This window comes from Psychromarinibacter halotolerans (assembly GCF_029168315.1).
Taxonomy (GTDB): domain Bacteria; phylum Pseudomonadota; class Alphaproteobacteria; order Rhodobacterales; family Rhodobacteraceae; genus Psychromarinibacter; species Psychromarinibacter halotolerans.
On sequence record NZ_JARGYD010000002.1, the window covers coordinates 127099 to 144089 of the forward strand.

Below are 16991 nucleotides of genomic sequence, written 5' to 3' on the forward strand. Positions count from 1 at the left end.
TTCCCCTCTTAGGGCCGTCGGTTCAGGTCCCGATATCGACTGATCGAAGCGACGTCGCTTTCTGCCTCGACGGCCAGCATGACCGCATGAAGGTGCTCAGCATCCCGCAGATCGACGTCAATAATCAGGCGATAAAAGTCCGGTTTCCTGTCCGCGAAATGCAGATCAGAGATATTGGCCTTCTGCTCGCCGATCAATGTGCAAATATGCCCCAGCACCCCGGCATCGTTGCTTATCGTCAGGTCAAGGCTCACCGTATGGGCAGCGGGGTGGTTCCCCGAGTGCCAGTGCAGGTCGACCCAGCGACCGGGCTCGTCCTGAAATTCCTCCAGCGCCGGGCAGTCGATGGCGTGCACGATGACGCCCTTGCCGCGGTACGAGATGCCGACGATGCGTTCGCCCGGCACAGGCTGACAGCACTGCGCGCGTTCAAAGCTTTGGTCCGGGCCCAGCCCGATGACCGAGCGCGCGACGTCGATCTCGTCCGGCGCCTCTCCGCCAAGGTCGGGGTACAACGCCGACACGACCTCGCGCGCGGTCAGCTCTGCCGAACCCAGCCGCGCCAGCAGTTCGCTTGCCTCGCCCAGCCCCATGTGGCGGGCGGCGGTGTCCAGCGCCTTCTGCGAGGCGCGTTTGCCGACATGTTCGAACGCAACGCGCGCCAGTTCCCAGCCCAGCTTGACGAACCGTTCGCGATCTTCCTCGCGCAGGCTGCGCCGGATGGCCGCCTTGGCACGGCCGGTCACGACGATGTCGATCCACGTCGACTGCGGGCGCTGGCCGGCGGCGGTCATGATCTCGCAGCTTTGGCCGTTCTTCAGGCGGGTCCACAGCGGCACGCGCATCCCGTCGACCTTCGCGCCGACGCAGCTGTCGCCGATCCGGGTGTGGATGGCATAGGCAAAGTCCAGCGGCGTCGCACCGCGCGGCAGCTTCACCACGTCGCCCTTGGGCGTGAAGCAGAACACCTGGTCGGCGTACATTTCCAGCTTCACATGCTCGAGGAACTCGTCGTGATCCTCGGCGGCCTCGAACTGTTCGGTCAGCGAGGTGATCCATTTCTTCGGATCGACGGCGAACGGGTTCTCGGACGGCACACCGTCGCGATAGGACCAGTGCGCGGCAACGCCGGCCTCTGCCACATCGTGCATCTGGAAGGTGCGGATCTGGATTTCCACGCGCCGCCCGTCACGCCCCGACACGGTGGTGTGGATCGAGCGATAGCCGTTCGACTTGGGCTGGCTGATATAGTCCTTGAACCGCCCCGGCACCGCGCGCCACCGCTGGTGCATGGCGCCGAGGATCGCGTAACATTCCGCCTCGTTCGCGCACAGGATGCGGAAGCCATAGATGTCGCTGAGCCGCGAGAACGACAGGCCCTTCTCCTGCATCTTGCGCCAGATCGAATAAGGCTTCTTGGCACGACCGCGCACCTCGCCATCGATCCCGGCCTTCTTTAGTTCCTTGCGGATGTCGGCGGTGATCTTCTTGACCACATCGCCGGTCTCGCGCTCTAGCCGGATGAAGCGGCGCATGATCGAGTTGCGCCCTTCCGGGTTCAGAACGGCGAAGGACAGGTCCTCTAGCTCGTCGCGCATCCACTGCATGCCCATCCGGCCGGCGAGTGGCGCGTAGATGTCCATCGTTTCGCGCGCCTTCTGCACCTGCTTTTCGGTGCGCATCGACTTGATGGTCCGCATGTTGTGCAGACGGTCCGCCAGCTTCACCAAGATCACCCGAAGGTCCTTGGACATCGCCATCAGAAGCTTGCGGGAGTTCTCGGCCTGCTTGCTTTCGGACGAGGACAGCTGAAGGTTCGTCAGCTTGGTCACCCCATCCACCAGCTCGGCGATGTGCGCGCCGAACCGTTCGGTCACCTCTTTGTAGGTGGAACGGGTATCCTCGATCGTGTCGTGCAGCAGCGCGGTGATGATGGTCGCATCGTCCAGCCGCATCTCTGTCAGGATAGAGGCGACGGCGACCGGGTGGGTGAAATAGGGCTCGCCCGACTGCCGGAACTGACCGGCATGCATCCGGCCGCCGTATTCATAGGCGGCACGGATCAGTTGCGCGTTGGTGCGGGGGTTATAGGCGCGGACCCTGTCGATCAGGTCGTCGACCTCGATCAGGCGGTCCAGCGCCATGTCACGTCACCCCTTCAAAGGCCCTTACTTGGGCTCCTGCGCTTCCATCAGGGCGCGCAGCAGTTTCTCTTCGGACATATCGTCCTCGGCCGGTTTGTCCTGCTCGGCGCCCATCAGCAGCGCCATCGCGTCTTCTTCCGGCTCGTCGACCTCGATCTGGGTCTGGTTGCTTTCGATCATGCGCTCGCGCAGATCTTCGGCTTGCTGGGTTTCCTCGGCGATCTCGCGCAGGGACACGACAGGGTTCTTGTCGTTGTCGCGATCCACGGTGATCGGGGCACCCGAGGAGATCTCGCGCGCGCGGTGAGCGGCAAGCATCACCAGCTCGAACCGGTTCGGTACCTTGTCAACGCAATCTTCGACCGTAACGCGGGCCATGTCTGCTCCAATCCTAAACTGGGGGAGATGTCGAAAGGCTTTATTACGCGCATCCACCCCTGTTGACAAGGCGATCGCGGCAAAACGGCGTGATCTACAAGGCTCTGACGGCACGTCTGCGCCCAGTTGGCGCCGCGTTCGCGGTCCGCAGCCGGGACCGGGCCCCGTGCGGGCGGCAAAAATGACCCGTGCGGGATGGTCCTCCGAGACGCAGCGGACCCCGCCGAATCAGTAGATATGATCGGCCAAGACCACGACGTGCGTGCCGTTGCGCAAGGGACGCGCATCCCCGAGTGCAAGGCGGCCTGTCCATTAATGCATCGGACGTTACGGAATTATGAAGCATTTGACCCTTCTGGCGTCTTGCGAGCGTGGAAATTCAGCTTATTTTACATGCCAGTTTCGCCAGAACGATTGTTTGCAATCTCACTCACGGAAACACATTGGCGGAACGCATTGTCGAAGGGGCGATATATATGTTCTACAGAGACGAACGGCTTGCGCTGTTCATCGACGGTTCGAACCTGTACGCGGCCGCCAAGTCGCTAGGATTCGATATCGATTATAAGCTGTTGCGCCAGGAATTTATGCGGCGCGGCAAGCTTCTGCGGGCCTTCTACTACACGGCTTTGCTGGAAAACGACGACTATTCGCCGATCCGTCCGCTGGTCGACTGGCTCCACTACAACGGTTTCTCGATGGTGACGAAACCCGCGAAGGAGTACATCGACAGCCAAGGACGGCGTAAGGTCAAAGGCAACATGGACATCGAACTTACTGTCGATGCTATGGAGCTTGCGGCCCATGTCGATCACATCGTGCTGTTTTCCGGTGACGGCGATTTCCGCCCGCTGGTCGAGGCTCTTCAACGAAAAGGCGTTCGGGTGTCGGTTGTTTCGACCATCCGCTCGCAGCCGCCGATGATCGCCGACGAACTGCGGCGTCAGGCCGACAACTTCATCGAGCTCGACGAGCTTAAGGAAGTGATCGGCCGTCCCCCGCGCGAACCGCGGGAACCGGCGGACAACGCAGAAGAGACCGTGGACTGATCCACATGCGCGAATGCGTTTTCGAAACGCCCCGCCGGTCACTCCCGGTGGGGCGTTTCTCATTTGGGGGTTCGCGCTGCGACGGGCTGGACGCGCAGGATCCAAGCGGCCAGAAGGCCGGCAGACGACCATCCGGAGTGCGGCATGAAAACCTACATCGCGACGGCGACCAGTCTTGATGGTTTCATCGCGCGCGAAAACGGTGCGCTGGACTGGACCGAGATCCCCGGGCAGGCCGCCGAGGACCACGGCCGCGACATCATGGAGGCGGCGACGGACGCCTATCTGATCGGACGCGGTTCCTTCGAGACGCTGATGGATCTGTATGGCTGGCCCTATGACAGGCCGGTCTGGGTTATGAGCCGCAGCCTGACCCCCGACGACGTTCCGCGCGCGCTGCGGGACAAGATCGTCCTGACGGGCGGCAGCCCGGCCGAGGTGGTCGGGCAAATGCGCGGGGCCGGTTTCACCCGTGTGAACATCGGCGGCGCGGAACTTTGCCGCAGCTTCCTTCGCGAGGGGCTGGTGAACGAGATCGTGATCAGTCGCCTTCCGGTGCTGATTGGCTCTGGCATCCCGCTGTTCGGCAGCCTGAACGGCGACTTCCCGCTGAAGCACATCGAGACCCGCGCCTTCGCGTCCGGCATCGTGACCTCGACATATCAGCTCGCCCTCGACACAGACGCTGGCCGCACATAGGTTCCGCACAAGATGACCAAAGACAAGCTTACCCTATACCTCGCCGCGCCCCGCGGTTTCTGCGCCGGTGTCGACCGCGCGATCAAGATCGTCGAGATGGCTCTCGAGAAATGGGGCGCGCCGGTCTACGTGCGGCACGAGATCGTGCACAACAAGTACGTGGTCGACAGCCTGCGCGAACTGGGCGCGGTTTTCGTCGAGGAACTCGACGAATGCCCCGCCGACCGCCCTGTGATCTTTTCGGCCCACGGCGTGCCCAAGGCCGTCCCGGCAGAGGCCGCGCGGCGCGAGATGGTCTATGTCGACGCCACCTGCCCACTTGTGTCGAAGGTCCATATCGAGGCCGAGCGGCACCATGCCAACGGGCTGCAGATGGTGATGATCGGTCACGCTGGCCACCCCGAGACGCTGGGCACGATGGGCCAGCTTCCCGAAGGCGAGGTGTTGCTGGTCGAGACAGAGGCCGACGTTGCCGGGCTTGAACCGCGCGACCCCGCGAAGCTGGCGTTCATCACGCAGACCACGCTGTCGGTGGACGACACCGCCGGGATCGTCGCGGCGCTGAAGGCGCGGTTCCCGGCCATCGTCGGGCCGCACAAGGAAGACATCTGCTATGCCACCACGAACCGGCAAGAGTCGGTGAAGGCCATCGCGCCGAAGGTGGACGCGATCCTTGTGATCGGCGCACCGAACTCGTCGAACTCCAAGCGGCTGGTCGAAGTGGGCGCCTCGGCGGGCTGCTCGTATTCCCAGCTGGTGCAACGGGCGACCGACATCGACTGGCGCGCGTTGGACGGCATCCGCTCGGTCGGCATCACTGCCGGCGCCAGCGCGCCCGAGGTGCTGGTGAACGAGGTGATCGACGCGTTCCGTGACCGCTATGACGTAACGGTGGAACCCGTCGAGACGGCGGTCGAGCGGGTCGAATTCAAGGTGCCCCGGGTCCTGCGCGAACCGGCCTGAGTTGTTGACGCGGCGCGACGACCGCGCAAGGGTCGGGCGAACTCCGGAGACCCTTCCATGACCGCCGAATTCCTTCTGACCGCCCTCGTCGTCTGCCTTATCCCGGGCACCGGCGTGATCTACACGCTTGCCATCGGGCTGGGTCAGGGACGCTGGCCCTCGGTCTGGGCCGCGTTCGGCTGCACGCTGGGGATCGTCCCGCACATCGCCGCCGCGGCGCTTGGCCTTGCCGCCGTGCTGCATGCCTCGGCCCTGCTGTTCACGGTGGTGAAGGTCGCGGGCGTCGCCTATCTGCTGTGGCTGGCATGGCAGGCGGTGCGCGCCGGCGGCACGCTGGCCGTACAAGAGAACCGGCAACGCGAGCCCGGCCTGCGGGTTGCGTGGCGCGCGGTTCTGCTGAACGTGCTGAACCCGAAGCTCTCGATCTTCTTCCTTGCCCTGCTGCCGCCCTTCCTGTCCGGCGATCCCGCCACCGCGACCCGCGAGATGGCAGAGCTTGGGGCCGTGTTCATGGCGCTGACCTTCGGCATCTTCACCGTCTACGGCCTGTTCGCGGCACAGGCCCGCGCGTGGCTGCTGTCCAGCGCCCGCGTCATGCGCTGGCTCAACCGGTCATTTGCGGCGATCTTCGTGCTGCTTGCGGGCCGACTGGCACTGGAACGCGCATGACCGGCAACCCCACCCTGACGGTCTACGACCGCATGGCAGAGGACTATCGCAAGATGGCCAGCGGGGTCGAGTTTGCGGGTCTTGCGCTGTTCCTGAAAGTGCTGCGGCCCGGCAGCCGCGTTCTGGACCTTGGCTGCGGTCCGGGGCACGAATCCGAACGGATCGCCGCCGCCGGGCACGACGTGCTGGCCGTCGACGGCTCGGCCGAGATGGTGGCGATGGCGCAAGGCCGCCCCGGCGTGACCGCCCGGCAGGCCCTGTTCGAGGACATCCCGACGCTTGGCACCTTCGACGGCATCTGGGCCAGCTTTTCGCTGCTGCACGCCCCGCGCGGAGACTTTCCGCGCCACCTGTCGCAGTTACACGCGGCCGCGACGCCGGGCGCGCCGTTCGGGCTGGCCATGAAGCTGGGCGACGGCGAAGCGCCCGACAGCCTTGGCCGCCACTACACCTACCACGCCGAGGAAGACTTGCGCGATCAGCTGGCCGGTGCCGGGTTCACCCCGGTCGACATGCGTCAGGGCGAAAGTGCAGGGTTGGCCGGCCACCCCGAACCTTGGATCTTCCTGCTGTCCCATGCCTGACCGTATCCCCCGCCCCGCCCTGATCCTTGGCATCGGCGGCCTGATCCCCTTCGTCTGGGGCGCGCTGACGGTGCTGTCTGCGGACCTTGCCGCCTTCAGCTTTCGCACGCTGGGCCCCCGGTTCCTTGGCCCGTATGTCATGCTGTCCTACGGCACGATCATCTTGGCCTTCATGTCCGGGGTGCTGTGGGGCTTTTCGACCCGCGCCACCGGCGAGGCCGCCGCGATCTGCTATGGCCTGTCGGTGCTGCCCGCGCTGTGGGCCTTCTTCTTCGTGGGCGGCGGCGCGGTCACCGCCGCGTCCTATCTGATCCTTGGGTTCATCGGACTTCTGGGGATCGACTGGGTGTTCTGGCGCCACGACCTTGCGCCGTCGTGGTGGATGCGCCTGCGCGGCGGGCTGACGGCAGTCGTCGTCGCCTGCCTTGCCACCGCCGTCTTCGTGTGACGCCCGATCCCGCTTGCCGCCCTTCGCAGCCGTTGGTAATCGCCCCCCATGCCCGATCTATACGCCTACACCGACGGAGCGTGCTCCGGTAATCCCGGCCCCGGTGGCTGGGGTGTTCTGCTGCTTGCCAAGGACGGCGACAGCGTGGTCAAGGAACGTACATTGAACGGCGGCGAGGCCGCGACCACGAACAACCGGATGGAGCTGATGGCCGCGATCAGCGCGCTGGAAGCCCTTGGCCGATCCAGCGAGATCACGGTGGTGACCGACAGCGCCTATGTGAAGAACGGGGTGACCGGCTGGATCCACGGGTGGAAGCGGAACGGTTGGAAGACTGCCGCGAAGAAGCCGGTAAAGAACGTCGAGTTGTGGCAGCGGCTGGACGAGGCGCAGAAACGGCACAACGTGACGTGGAAGTGGATCAAGGGCCACGCGGGCCACGAGGAAAACGAGCGCGCCGATGAACTGGCCCGCGCGGGCATGGAGCCCTTCAAGCCCAAGAAATGACGGTTACTGCGGCACCCTCTGGTGCCCGATCATCCGCCACGCCCCGGCCTCTCGCCGATAGCGGCTGGTACAGCGCGCGACCACGGGGCGAAGTTCAGCCCCCCAACCCGCCGCGCGGTACGAAAGAACCGCCTCGCAGCCGTCGTCGGATTCCTCGGCCTCGTCGAATTCCACCATCGAAAGCTGCGGTTCCGCTGCAAGGCGCGCCTGTAGGTCCTGTATCGGGATGCGCCCGACCGGCGGCATGAATTCGATCAGGGCTTCCTGCGCCATGTGAGACCGGCAGAATTCCGGCGAATCCAGCCAGAACGCACGTTCCAATACCCAGATGTCAGATTGATCGGCCATGTCTTTTCCTTTGCCATGCACCAACACTCTGACACGTAAACTGTGAGCGTTAACGGTCTGTTCCGCCTGCGGCCGCGATTTCACATTTCGAAGGTCCGACAAGCGGCCATAAACAGCCGGATGTCGCGTTTTCGGGCAGGGCTGATGGAACACCATGCAGTTTGCGCACGCACCTGGGTCCAGGCGGATGGCGGGCAAAGCGGTGCCGGCGGAGAGGCCCGCCAGCACCTATTCGCGATCATGCGGCGCCGATCAGACCGCGGCCTTTCAGCAGCGCCTCGACCCCCGGCATCTTGCCACGGAACCGGGTGTACAGGACGTCGGCCTCTTCGATGCCGCCAGCGGACAGGATGTTGTCCTCCAGCTTTTTCGCCATCGTCGGATCGAAGGCACCGCCGTTTTCCTTGAACGCCTCGAACGCGTCGGCGTCCATCACTTCGGACCACATGTAGCTGTAATAGCCGCAGGAATAGCCGTCGCCCGAAAAGACGTGCGCGAAATGCGGCGTCGCGTGGCGCATCCCGATCGCCTTAGGCATCCCAAGGTCGTCCAGAACCTCTTGCTGCCGCGTCATCGCGTCGGCGGGGGCGCTGCCGTCGTGGAATTCCAGATCGACCAGCGCCGAGGCGACGTATTCCACCGTGGCGTGACCGCTGTCATAGCTGGTCGCGGCCAGCAGACGGTCCAGCAGGTCCTTCGGCATCGGCTCGCCCGTTTCGGCGTGGGTTGCGAACTCGCCCAGAACCTCGGGGACTTCCAGCCAGTGTTCGTACAGCTGGCTGGGCAGCTCGACGAAGTCCCGCGCGACCGAGGTGCCCGAGATCGATTCATAGGTCACGTCGGACAGCATCTGGTGCAGCGCGTGGCCGAATTCGTGGAACAGGGTGCGCGCGTCGTCGTAGGACAGCAGCGCGGGCTTGCCCTTTTCCGGCTTGGCGAAGTTGCACACATTGATGACGATGGGCCGGATGTCACCTGCCAGCTTCTGCTGCGACCGCATCGCGGAACACCACGCGCCGGACCGCTTGGACCCGCGCGCGAAATAGTCGCCGATGAACACGGCAAGGTGCTTGCCGTCACGCAGAACCTCGAAGGTCCGCACGTCAGGGTGATAGCCGGGCACATCAAGCGGGCGGAATTCCAGCCCGAACAGGCGGTTGGCGCAAGTGAACGCAGCCTCGATCATGCGGTCCAGTTGCAGGTACGGCTTCAGCTCCGCCTCGTCGAGGTCGTGTTCCAGCTTCCGCCGTTTGCCCGAATAATATCGCCAGTCCCACGCTTCGAGGTCGCCGTTTATACCGTCCTCGTGCAGCATGTCGGTCAGGACGGCGGCGTCGGCCTCGGCCGCTGCCTTGGCGGGCTTCCAGACCTGCAGCAGCAGGTCGCGCACCGCCTCGGGCGACTTGGCCATCTCGGTTTCCAGCTTGTACTCGGCGAAGTTGGCGTACCCCAGAAGGTTCGCCCGCTCTTCGCGCAGCTTCAGGATCTCGCCCGCGATCTCGCGGTTGTCGGTCTTGCCGCCGTTCATCCCGCGCGAGGTCCACGCGCGGTGCGCCCGTTCGCGCAGTTCGCGGCGCGGAGAAAATTGCAGGAACGGCACGATCAGCGACCGCGACAGGGTCACGACCGGGCCGTCGGCCCCCTTTTCCTCGCCCGCGGCACGGGCGCTGTCGACCACGAAACCCGGCAGCCCCTCCAGGTCGTCCTCGGACAGTTCCATGAACCACGACCGTTCATCGGCCAGCAGGTTTTGGGTAAACTCGGTGCCCAGCACGGCCAGCCGTTGCTTGACCTCTTTCAGCCGGTCGCGTTCCGCACCGTCCAGCTGCGCCCCCGCCCGCACGAAACCGCGATGCGTCAGGTACAGCACGCGCTTTTGCTCGTCGGTCAGGTCCAGCTTGTCCTTCTGTTCCCACAGCGCGGCGATCCGGTCGTACAGCGCCTTGTTCATCGTGATCTCTGACCCGTAGGCCGCCAGCTTGGGCGAGAACTCGCGCTGCAGCGCCTCTCGCTTGTCGTTACTGTCCGCGCCTGCGATCGCATAGAAGGCGGACAGCACCTTGCTTAGCGTCTCGTCGGCGCGCTCCAGCGCCTCGATGGTGTTGGCGAAGGTCGGGGCTTCTTGGTTGTCGGCGATCGCGGCGATGTTCTCCCGCGCCTCGGACATCGCAACCTCGAACGCCTCGGCATAGTCGTCGTCCGTGATCCGGTCGTAGGGCGGCATGTCGAAGGGCGTGGACCAGTCTTCGAGAAGCGGGTTCGTCATGGGGGACTCCTTTGGTGTTGCACAGAACCTAGGAAGCCCGCGCCGGACCTGCCAGTGGGAAACGCCCTATTCCGTGCGCTTGGCCCGCAACCGCCGTTCCAGCCGCTGCAATCCCAATGACAGGGTGACCGTCATCATCAGGTAGATCAACGCCACGACGTTGTAGGTCTCGAAATACCGAAAGTTCCCCGCCGCCGTGACCTTGCCCAGCTGGGTGATGTCCGTCACCCCCAGCACCGACACCAGCGAGCTGTCCTTCACCATCGCGACGAAGTCGTTGCCAAGCGGCGGCAGGATCATGCGGAACGCCTGCGGGAACACGATGTGGCGGAACCGCTGCCAGCCGGACAGGCCCAGCGCCTCGGCCGCCTCGATCTGCCCCTCGTCCACCGATTGCAGCCCGGCGCGGAACACTTCGGCGATAAAAGCCGAATAACCGATGGTCAGCGCAAGGATCGCCCGCCACAACAGCGGGAAATCGCGGGTCCGGATCGGCTCGAACCCCAGCCCCGTCGCCGCCCAGTTCCACGCGGCCACCAGCGCAGGGGCGATGACGAAGGCCACGTACAGCAGCAGCACGATGATCGGAATGCCGCGCACGATCTCGATATAGAACCGCGCGGACTGCCGCAGCACGATGTATTTCGACAGGCAGGCCGACGCCAGCATCAGCCCGATCACGCAGGCCGAGAAGAACCCGACCAGCGTGACGAAGATGGTGATTCCGATACCCCGCGACAGCGTGCGCAAAACCTGCGTGTACAGGTCGTCCGTCACGATCTCGAAGATCATCCACGCGGCGATCGCCCCGGCGACCAGAAGCCACCAGGGAAAGTCCTTGTCGTTCTTCGGGGACGGGATCACGCGCGGCGCTCCGGGGTCTTGCAGGCGGCGCGCGACGTATCAGCCACCCATCTTGTAATCAAGGAACCACGTTTTGTTCAGCGCATCGATGGTCCCGTCTTCCTTCATCGCGGCGATGGCCGCGTTGATCGGTTCGACAAGGTCCGACCCCTTGGGAAAGATGAAGCCGAAATCCTCGGTTCCCAGCTTCTCGCCCACGATCTTCAGCGCGCCGTCCGACGTGCTGACATAGCCCTCGCCCGCGGTGCCGTCGGTCAGCACAAGGTCGACGTCGCCGGTGCGCAGCGCCTGAACGCCAGCGCCGAAGGTTTCGAACAGCTTCACGCGCGGGTTCGCCTCGTCGCCGTCCAGAACGTCATAGACCGCCACGTAGAACGGCGTGGTCCCGGGCTGGGCGGCGACCAGCAGATCGCTGTCGGCGGCGAACCCGGCAGCGTCCGAGAACCGGTCCTCGTCGCCCCGCACCAGCATGACCATCTCGGACCGCATGTAGGCGTCCGAGAAGTCGACCACCTCGGCCCGGTCGTCGCGGATCGTGATGCCGGTCATGCCAAGGTCGAACTGACCCTCGGCCACGGCGGGGATCATCGCGTCCCAGCTGATCGTCTCGTACTCGACGGTGAAGTTCAGCCGCTCGGCGATCTCGGCCATCGCGTCGTATTCCCAGCCGATCGGATCGCCGCTGGCGGGGTCGACAAACTGCAGCGGGGGATAGGCGTTCTCGGTCGCGATCACGACGGTGCGGCCTTCAAGGTCGGGAAGCCCGTCCTGGGCATGGGCGGCAGGGGAAAGGGCGGCGCCTGCGGCCAGCGCGGCGGCAAGGATCTGACGGCGGTTCATTTCGGGAAATCTCCTGGCGGGACAATATGTCTGCCCCGAAGCCTATGGCGGCAACCGCCCCGCGCGCAAGCGCCTACAGCGTCTTGGCGAACACCCACGTCTCGACCGGGATGCCGTCGCCGACCTCCTGCCCGAACCTCGTTTCGGCGGTGCTTTCCAGTTCCCAGCCGTTGCGGCGATAGAATGCGGCGGCCCGCGCGTTGCCCACCGCGCATTTCAGCCACGCCCGGCGCACCCCGTCCTCGGCCATGCGCGTTTCCGCATCCCGCAACAAAAGCCCGGCCAGCCCGGTGCCCCGCGCCTCGGCCGCGACGAACAGCTGGTACAGCTGGTCTTCGTCGACGATGCACAGGCCCAGCGGACGCCCAACCGGACCGGCAACCTTCATCCGGGCAAGGTTGTCCCGCGCGCGCTGCACGAACAGCTCGGGCGTGCGCTGCGTCACCAGCGCCTCTGGCACGTGGCCAAGATGCCCGTCGCGCCATGCGGCGCGCCACATCTGCGCCAGCGGCTCGACCTCTTCGACCTCTGCCCAGCGCAGGTTCAGGCCGTTCCGCATGTCTCGCATCCTTCGCGTCGTTTCACGCCGATGGTGCGCGTCTCGCCCCATAACGCGTCGTAAATCATCATCGACCCCACCAGTCCCTGTCCGGCGCCGGTGATATGTTTGACCGCCTCGACAGCCATCATCGACCCCACCACCCCGGGCAGCGGCCCCAGCACACCCGCCTCGGCGCAGGACGGTGCAAGCCCCGCCGCGGGCGCCTCGGGGAAGATGCAGCGATAACAGGGCGCGCCGGACGCCGGGTGGAACACGCTTAGCTGCCCCTCCCACTGGGTCAGCGCACCCGACACCAGCGGGACGCCCGCCGCCACGCAGGCCGCGTTCACCGCATAGCGGGTGTCGAAATTGTCCGTGCCGTCCAGCACGATGTCATACTCGGCCACCAGCGTCTCTGCGACCTCGGGCGTCAGGCGGCGGTTGTAGGGCCGCACGTCGACGTACGGGTTCACCGACTTCATCGCGGCTTCGGCGGAAAACACCTTGGGCTGCCCGATCCGCGCATCGGCGTGGATCACCTGCCGCTGCAGGTTCGTCGCCTCGACCACGTCCGCGTCGATCACGCCGATCCGTCCGACACCGGCGGCCGCAAGGTACAACAACGCCGGAGACCCAAGCCCCCCGGCGCCGACCACAAGCACGCTGGCCTTCTTCAGCGCCGCCTGCCCCGGGCCGCCGATCTCGCGCAGGATGATGTGGCGGGCATAGCGGTCGATCTCGCCCGGTGCGAACAGGCTGCCCTGCGGCGACGCCGCCGCGACATCCGCCTCGACCTTGGCCTCGCCTGCGACGGCGCGCCGCTTCAGACGGCCAAGCACCATCGAATAGCCCCACACCGCCAGCGCCAGCGTGCCAAGGACCAGCCACTCGCCGACGCTGCCGCCCATCGCCTGCGCAAAGCCACCGCCGCGCGGGGTCACGACCAGCAGCGCAAGAATCGCAACGTACAGCAACGCGATCATCAGCCACCGCGCGTTGCGCGGCGCATCCAGACGACCGCCAAGGAACCACAGCCCCGCCGCAAGAACGAGGAACCAGACCATCAGCCCCGGCCCGTCGACCCGAAGCCGCCCGCGCCGCGCACCGTCTCGCCCAGCTCCTCGACAAGGTCGAACTGCGCCTGCACCACCGGCGCGACGATCATCTGTGCGATGCGCTCGCCGTGGACCACCGTGAAGGGCTCGGCGCCCCAGTTGACCAGCAGCACGCCCAGCGGGCCGCGATAGTCGGCGTCGATCGTGCCCGGAGCGTTCGGCAACCCGATCCCGTTCTTGAACGCCAGCCCGGACCGCGCGCGGATCTGCACCTCGAACCCTTCGGGGATCTCCAGCCGCAGCCCGGTCGGCACCAGCGCCCGCGCGCCCGGCGCCAGCACCAGCCCGGCGTCGCGGTCCTCGGGCTTCAGGTTCGCACGGATATCGGCGCCTGCCGCGCCCGTCGTCTCGTAGGACGGCAGCGGAACATCCGCATCCGCCCAGTCATCGCGCAGAACGCGCAGGATCGGTCCGCTCACGTCACTTCCTCTCGTGCATCCATTTGCTTCTTCTGACCGGAAATATCCCCGCCGGAGGCGGAAAGTTCACTGCGCCAACGCCTCCGCGATCAGCTCGGCCAGACGGTTCGCGACCAGCGACTTGCGCATCCGCGGCCAGCGGTCGGCGCCCGCGTCGGTGATCAGCACGACGGCGTTCTCGTCGCCGCCCATGATCCCCGTCACGGGCGACACGTCGTTCGCCACGATCCAATCGCAGCCCTTGCGCTGCCGCTTGGCGGTGGCGTGCGCCTCGACCTTTTCCGTCTCGGCGGCGAAGCCGACCACCAGCTTCGGTCGTCCGGTCTTCATCTGCGACACCGTGGCAAGGATGTCCGGGTTCTCGGCAAAGGACAGCACGGGCGGTGCGCCGCTGCCGTCCTTCTTGATCTTCTGGCCGTGATCCTCGGCCATGCGCCAATCCGCGACGGCGGCGGCGAAAACGGCGGCGTCGGCGGGCAGCGCGGTCTGAACCGCCGCCAGCATCTCGCGTGCGGTCTGCACCTTCACCACCTTCACGCCGTCGGGCGGCGGCACGGTCGCGGGGCCGGTGACAAAGGTCACATCGGCCCCCAGCGCCGCCAGCGCCCGCGCCAGCGCAGTGCCCTGCGCCCCCGACGAACGGTTCGCGATGTAACGCACCGGGTCAATCGGTTCGTGCGTCGGCCCCGAGGTCACGACGATATGCCGCCCCTTCAGCGGCCCGTCGGCCAGCGCAGCCTCGACCGCGGCGACGATCTCCAGCGGTTCCGACATGCGGCCCGGCCCATGTTCGCCGCAGGCCATGTCGCCCTCGTTCGGGCCGCAGACCAGGACGCCGTCGGACGTCAGCGTCGCCAGGTTTCGCTGGGTGGCGGGATGATCCCACATGCGCACGTTCATCGCGGGCGCGATCAGCACCCGCTTGTCGGTGGCCAGCAGCAGGGTCGAGGCAAGATCGTTCGCATGCCCGTTCGCCATCTTCGCCATCAGATCGGCGGTGGCGGGCGCCACGACCAGCAGGTCGGCATCGCGCGACAGCTCGATATGACCCATCTCGGCTTCGTCCGTCAGGTCGAACAGGTCGCGGTAGACCTTCTGCGCCGCCAGTGCGGACGCCGACAGCGGCGTCACGAATTCCTCTGCGGCCTTGGTCAGCACGGGGACGACGGTCGCGCCGCGTTCGCGCAGACGCCGGATCAGGTCCAGCGACTTGAAGGCCGCGATACCGCCGCCGACGATCAGGAGAATCCGCTTGCCTGCGAGCATGTATCCCTCGGCTTTCCGGTCAGAAATTGCCTGCTGACAGGTCTACGCCGAGGCTGGGGCGAACTCAAGCATGCCCGCCCCGCGCCGGTCGGGCGGCGCCTGTCACCCGGCGAAGGCGGCGCAGGGGTCGTCGCGCTCTGCCGGGTCGGTCACAACCCAGACGTCGAAGGGCGGCGCGTCGGGCGCGGTCGTCTCGAACTGGCCCAGCGACAGGACCGACACATCGGGCGCGGCGGTCGCCAGCGCACGCGGCATGCCCCAGTCGCGGCGGGCATGGCCGTTGCCGGTGATCACCGCGACCGGGCCGCCGGTCTCTTCCAACGCCAACACCGCGGCGCGCGCGAAGGCCGCGTCGCGCAGGCGCTGCGCCTCGAGCATTCCGGGCAGCATTTCGACCGGCAGTGCGCCGCAGTGGGCGTCGTTCAGGTCGGCTTCGCGCAACGCGGTCTCTTCGGCGGGCAACGGAAGGTCCAGCCCGAACCGCCCGGCGCCATCGCCGAAGACAGTTGCCGCGCCGACCGAGATTGCCTGCCGCACATCCTCGCGCGGCAGGGCCGCGCCGTAGACGGTAGCGTCACCGATCGCCTCGAAAATAGGGTAATAGATCGCGAAGTCCGGCCAGCCATCGGACCATTGCAGCGCCTTGCCCAGCGCGGCGGCGTCACCCGCAAGACCGGGCTGCCAGCCCTCCGCCTGCTGCGGCGTGAGCATCTCGAACACCACGGCGGCGACACCGGCGCCGACCACCGTGGCCTGAGTCAGATGATGCGCCGGGTTGTCGTGGATCTCGCCCAGCACGTAGATCTCTGCCTCGGGCAGATCGTTTAGATCCGCGGCGCCGACCTCTGCTGCCGAAGCGGAGCCCGCAAACGAAACGGCCGCCGAGAAAACGGCGGCCGCAGCAAGAAATCCGGAAGGTGTCATGCGAAGAAGTGGTGCACTTCGCGCGACTGGGACTCAAGGCTTTTGCGCATTTTGCCGAAGGCCGCAGCCTCAAGCTGGCGCACCCGCTCTTTCGACAGGCCCAGTTCGTTGCCAAGGCTTTCCAGCGTGCGCGGGTCGTCGCGCAGCTTGCGTTCCTTGACGATGAACCGCTCGCGATCGTTCAGCCCGCTCAGCGCCGTCACCAGCCACGTGCGCAGGACGTCGTTGTCCTTGTGCTTCTGCACCGTCTCCGAGGCTTGCGCGCTGTCGTCTTCCAGCGTGTCGATCCACTCGCGGCCCTCGTCCTCGACCGACTGGGTCGCGTTCAGCGAGAAATCCGAGCCGGACAGACGGCCTTCCATCAGTTCGACGTCGTGCAGCGGCACGCCCACCTCGGTCGCGATCAGCTCGCGCATCACGTGGCGTTCCAGCGTGCGGCCTTCTGCAGCGGCTTCACGTTCCAGCCGGGCCTGAACGCGGCGCATGTTGAAAAACAGCGATTTCTGGGAAGAGGTCGAACCCGTCCGCACCATCGACCAGTTCCGCATCACGTAGTCCTGGATCGAGGCCTTGATCCACCACACTGCGTAGGTCGAAAAGCGGACGCCGCGATCGGGGTCGAACTTGTCCGCCGCTTTCATCAGACCAAGCCCAGCTTCCTGGATCAGGTCGCCCATCGGCGCGCCATACCGCTTGAATTTCGCCGCCATCGAAATGGCGAGGCGCATGTAAGCGTTGATCAGTCGGTGAAGGGCCGCTTCGTCGCGATCGTCGCGCCAGGCGTAGGCCAGCCTCAGCTCGGTTTCCGCATCCAGAAGTTCAGCCTGCATGGCACGGCGCGGAAGGGTTTGGTCGTTGAATCCATCAAATGGCATGTCTGTCTTCGGCCCCCAAGCCAGTCCGCGGACGCGGAGTACTTATAATTTACCGATGATGCTGTTACGGATCGGCCCCGGTCCCAGATCAA

The 16991-nt window shown here is 65.8% G+C and carries 19 protein-coding genes; 7 read left to right on the forward strand and 12 right to left on the reverse strand.

Annotation, left to right across the window (positions count from 1 at the left end):
- Positions 1-8: 8 nt before the first annotated feature.
- Together P1K30_RS05530 and rpoZ are read right to left on the reverse strand one after the other, a co-directional pair.
- Positions 9-2129, reverse strand: a complete 2121-nt coding sequence (locus P1K30_RS05530; RefSeq protein ID WP_275632275.1) for a RelA/SpoT family protein — start codon at positions 2127-2129, stop codon at positions 9-11.
- Between the two features lie 39 nt (positions 2130-2168).
- Entirely contained in the window at positions 2169-2522 is a 354-nt protein-coding gene (gene rpoZ / locus P1K30_RS05535) for a DNA-directed RNA polymerase subunit omega (RefSeq protein WP_275631696.1), read from the reverse strand.
- A gap of 476 nt (positions 2523-2998) precedes the next feature.
- On the opposite strand from rpoZ, the gene P1K30_RS05540 reads away from it, so the two are divergent.
- From P1K30_RS05540 to rnhA, 7 genes are all read left to right on the forward strand, one after another.
- Positions 2999-3571 (forward strand): LabA-like NYN domain-containing protein, encoded by a 573-nt coding sequence (locus P1K30_RS05540; RefSeq protein WP_275632276.1) that lies wholly within the window; start codon positions 2999-3001, stop codon positions 3569-3571.
- A gap of 144 nt (positions 3572-3715) precedes the next feature.
- Positions 3716-4270, forward strand: coding sequence for a dihydrofolate reductase family protein (locus tag P1K30_RS05545; protein ID WP_275631697.1), 555 nt, complete (start codon positions 3716-3718; stop codon positions 4268-4270).
- Positions 4271-4282: 12 nt separating this feature from the next.
- Entirely contained in the window at positions 4283-5233 is a 951-nt protein-coding gene (ispH, locus tag P1K30_RS05550) for a 4-hydroxy-3-methylbut-2-enyl diphosphate reductase (protein WP_275631698.1), read from the forward strand.
- Between the two features lie 57 nt (positions 5234-5290).
- Positions 5291-5902 carry a LysE family translocator gene (locus tag P1K30_RS05555; protein ID WP_275631699.1) on the forward strand — a complete coding sequence of 204 codons (612 nt, stop codon included), beginning with the start codon at positions 5291-5293 and terminating at the stop codon, positions 5900-5902.
- Entirely contained in the window at positions 5899-6486 is a 588-nt protein-coding gene (locus P1K30_RS05560) for a class I SAM-dependent DNA methyltransferase (RefSeq protein WP_275631700.1), read from the forward strand. The genes P1K30_RS05555 and P1K30_RS05560 overlap by 4 nt, the downstream gene beginning before the upstream one ends.
- Positions 6479-6934, forward strand: coding sequence for a DUF3429 domain-containing protein (locus P1K30_RS05565; protein WP_275631701.1), 456 nt, complete (start codon positions 6479-6481; stop codon positions 6932-6934). Before P1K30_RS05560 ends, P1K30_RS05565 begins: the two co-directional genes overlap by 8 nt.
- A gap of 48 nt (positions 6935-6982) precedes the next feature.
- The gene (rnhA, locus tag P1K30_RS05570; protein WP_275631702.1) at positions 6983-7441 is read left to right on the forward strand and encodes a ribonuclease HI; all 459 of its coding nucleotides are present in this window, start codon (positions 6983-6985) and stop codon (positions 7439-7441) included.
- Positions 7442-7444: 3 nt separating this feature from the next.
- Here the strand turns inward: rnhA and P1K30_RS05575 are convergent, their stop codons facing one another.
- The 10 genes from P1K30_RS05575 to P1K30_RS05620 form a co-directional block, all read right to left on the reverse strand.
- Positions 7445-7789: a hypothetical protein gene (locus P1K30_RS05575; RefSeq protein WP_275631703.1), complete on the reverse strand. Its 345-nt coding sequence runs from the start codon at positions 7787-7789 to the stop codon at positions 7445-7447.
- Positions 7790-8027: 238 nt separating this feature from the next.
- Complete coding sequence (locus tag P1K30_RS05580; RefSeq protein WP_275631704.1) at positions 8028-10055, reverse strand: M3 family metallopeptidase; 2028 nt, start codon at positions 10053-10055, stop codon at positions 8028-8030.
- A gap of 66 nt (positions 10056-10121) precedes the next feature.
- Complete coding sequence (locus P1K30_RS05585) at positions 10122-10919, reverse strand: amino acid ABC transporter permease (protein WP_379560230.1); 798 nt, start codon at positions 10917-10919, stop codon at positions 10122-10124.
- Positions 10920-10958: 39 nt separating this feature from the next.
- Positions 10959-11759, reverse strand: a complete 801-nt coding sequence (locus P1K30_RS05590) for a transporter substrate-binding domain-containing protein (protein ID WP_275631705.1) — start codon at positions 11757-11759, stop codon at positions 10959-10961.
- 73 nt (positions 11760-11832) lie between these two features.
- A complete protein-coding gene (locus P1K30_RS05595) occupies positions 11833-12318 on the reverse strand; it encodes a GNAT family N-acetyltransferase (protein ID WP_275631706.1) in 486 nt (161 codons plus the stop codon).
- On the reverse strand, positions 12303-13364 hold the full coding sequence (locus P1K30_RS05600) for a HesA/MoeB/ThiF family protein (protein ID WP_275631707.1): 1062 nt from the start codon (positions 13362-13364) through the stop codon (positions 12303-12305). The genes P1K30_RS05595 and P1K30_RS05600 overlap by 16 nt, the downstream gene beginning before the upstream one ends.
- Complete coding sequence (dut, locus tag P1K30_RS05605; protein ID WP_275631708.1) at positions 13364-13834, reverse strand: dUTP diphosphatase; 471 nt, start codon at positions 13832-13834, stop codon at positions 13364-13366. The genes P1K30_RS05600 and dut overlap by 1 nt, the downstream gene beginning before the upstream one ends.
- Positions 13835-13900: 66 nt before the next feature.
- Positions 13901-15100: a bifunctional phosphopantothenoylcysteine decarboxylase/phosphopantothenate--cysteine ligase CoaBC gene (gene coaBC, locus P1K30_RS05610; RefSeq protein ID WP_275631709.1), complete on the reverse strand. Its 1200-nt coding sequence runs from the start codon at positions 15098-15100 to the stop codon at positions 13901-13903.
- A 102-nt stretch (positions 15101-15202) separates the two neighbouring features.
- Complete coding sequence (locus P1K30_RS05615) at positions 15203-16024, reverse strand: ChaN family lipoprotein (protein ID WP_275631710.1); 822 nt, start codon at positions 16022-16024, stop codon at positions 15203-15205.
- Positions 16021-16899 (reverse strand): RNA polymerase factor sigma-32, encoded by an 879-nt coding sequence (locus tag P1K30_RS05620; RefSeq protein WP_275631711.1) that lies wholly within the window; start codon positions 16897-16899, stop codon positions 16021-16023. Before P1K30_RS05620 ends, P1K30_RS05615 begins: the two co-directional genes overlap by 4 nt.
- Positions 16900-16991: the final 92 nt, after the last annotated feature.